Here is a 1,922-nt window from a genome sequence, read left to right as displayed (position 1 = left end):
GCCCGAGTGACGGTTCGGCTTGGACGACGGCTTGGCCGTCGGATCGCCGGGTCCAGGCCCGGCCCTAGGGATAGCCGTGGCCTCGGACTTACCCTCGGACCTACCCCCGGCCCCGCCAAGCCTGTCCCGAGGCTGCCTCGCATTGCCCAACAGTCCAGCTAGGAGCCCATCCTGCCCACGCCAGCCGCAGCCCGACACCCCTCAGGGGGGTACCTGTCATGGGGGGAGACCCGACAGGCACCCGTTCGCACACACGTGCCTGAGTTGACGTATCCAACAGGCTGCGGCCGCGCGACCTCACTGTCGCCGCGCTGCTGGAGCACATACGACGCTATGCACTGACAGGCTGACCCGCTTCTTCGCTTCGGCCGGCACCGAGCCGTCTATGCGCGCGATCGCACAGGAGGCCGGGGTCGGCATCGCCACGCTCTACCGGCACTTCCCACCGCGAGGCAACTGGTCGACGCGGTCTACCGCGACCAAGTCGCGCGGCTCAGCGACTGGATCGCCACCAAGAACGGCATGCTCGACACACTGCTCGCCATGATCGAGTCAGGCGAGATCGTCTATGCCCGAACCCAGACCGAGCTGTTCGCTGCCATCGACGAAATCCTTAGAAAGGCGCGTGCCGTCCATCCTCGGCGCCAGCGCCGGCCGCGCCAACGCCGGAAGCGGCCTCTACCCGGGCGAATGCTGACCGAGCCACGCCAGGACGGCCAGTACGCGGCGGTGGTCTTCGTTGCTGTCCACGAGGCCGAGCTTCGCCATGATGCTGCTGACGTGGGTCTCGACGGTGCGATCGGTGAGCCACAGCCGGCGGGCGATGCCGAAGTTGGTGCGGCCTTCGGCCATGAGCGCGAGCACCTCGCGCTCGCGGGGAGTCAAGGCGGAGAGCGGATCGTTGCGGCGCGGGATGATCAGCCCCGCGACCACCTCGGGGTCGAGTGCCGAGCCGCCGGCGGCGACGCGGCGCAGCGCGTCGAGGAAGTCTTCGACGTCGAAGACTCGGTCCTTGAGCAGGTAGCCGAAGTAGCCGTGGGTCACCAACTCGACCGAGTGCCGGGTCTCCAGGTGCTGGGACAGCAGCACGATGCCGAGCCGGGGATCGGCCTCGCGCAGGGTGCGAGCGGCGCGAGCGCCGTCGTCCGTGCGGTCGGGCGGCATGCGGATGTCGATGATCGCGAGGTCGGGCTTCTCCTCGAGGACCTTGGAGATCAGCGTCGGCGCGTCGTCCGCCTTGCCGACGATCGCATGGCCGGCATCGGTGAGCAGGTGGGCGAGGCCCTCCCGGAACAGGACCGAGTCCTCACCGATCACGATCCGCACGGCAGCACCGCTTCGACCATCGTGCCGCTGCCGACCGGGCTGTGGACCCGCATCGTGCCGCCGAGTGCGGCCACCCGGTCGGCGATGCTCGACCGGGTGGACAGCGCCGCGCCGCCCCGGCCGTCGTCGGTGACACTGACCAGGAGAGTGCCGTTGGACCGGGTAACCCGCAGTCCGATCCGGTCGGCGGTCGCGTGCTTGACCGCGTTCGTGATCGCCTCGCTGACCACGTAGTACGCGGTGGTGGCGACGTCGTCCGGCAGCCGGTCGGTGCAGACGTCCAGGTCGACGGCGATCGGGACGGTGCGGACGAGTTCGGTCAGCGCGGCGCCGAGCCCGTCGTCGAGGCGGCCGGGGCGTAGCCCGTAGGCGATCTTGCGAAGCTCGACGAGAGCGGTGCCGAGCTCGGCGACGCCCTGGTCGAGCAGCCCGTTGACGTCGACCGACTCGCCGTCGAGGTGCCGCTGTGCGAGCCGGAACGCCATGCCGAGTGAGACGAGCCGCTGCTGAGCGCCGTCGTGGAGGTCGCGTTCGAGCCTCTTGCGTTCCTCGTAGCCGGCCTGGACCAATCGCGCCCGGCTGGACTGCACCTCGCG

Annotated in this window: 3 protein-coding genes; 1 reads left to right on the top strand and 2 read right to left on the bottom strand. The window is 69.8% G+C overall.

Translation table 11 applies throughout. The annotated features are described in order from the left end of the window. The first annotated feature begins 385 nt into the window (after positions 1 to 385). Complete coding sequence (locus AB0M20_RS40860; protein WP_364306616.1) at positions 386 to 547, top strand: helix-turn-helix domain-containing protein; 162 nt, start codon at positions 386 to 388, stop codon at positions 545 to 547. 131 nt (positions 548 to 678) lie between these two features. Here the strand turns inward: AB0M20_RS40860 and AB0M20_RS40855 are convergent, their stop codons facing one another. Together AB0M20_RS40855 and AB0M20_RS40850 are read right to left on the bottom strand one after the other, a co-directional pair. Continuing rightward, a complete protein-coding gene (locus AB0M20_RS40855) occupies positions 679 to 1,326 on the bottom strand; it encodes a response regulator transcription factor (protein WP_364306614.1) in 648 nt (215 codons plus the stop codon). Next, on the bottom strand, positions 1,314 to 1,922 hold a 609-nt coding region (locus AB0M20_RS40850), incomplete at its 5' end, for a histidine kinase (protein ID WP_364306612.1). The genes AB0M20_RS40855 and AB0M20_RS40850, both read right to left, overlap by 13 nt.

The organism is Actinoplanes sp. NPDC051633 (assembly GCF_040681735.1).
Taxonomy (GTDB): domain Bacteria; phylum Actinomycetota; class Actinomycetes; order Mycobacteriales; family Micromonosporaceae; genus Actinoplanes.
This window is presented reverse-complemented; position numbering and strand designations above follow the sequence as displayed.

Coding starts and splice junctions, on each gene's coding strand:
- AB0M20_RS40860 (WP_364306616.1), top strand. CDS start 386: ATGCGCGCGATCGCACAGGAGGCCGGGGTCGGCATCGCCACGCTCTAC.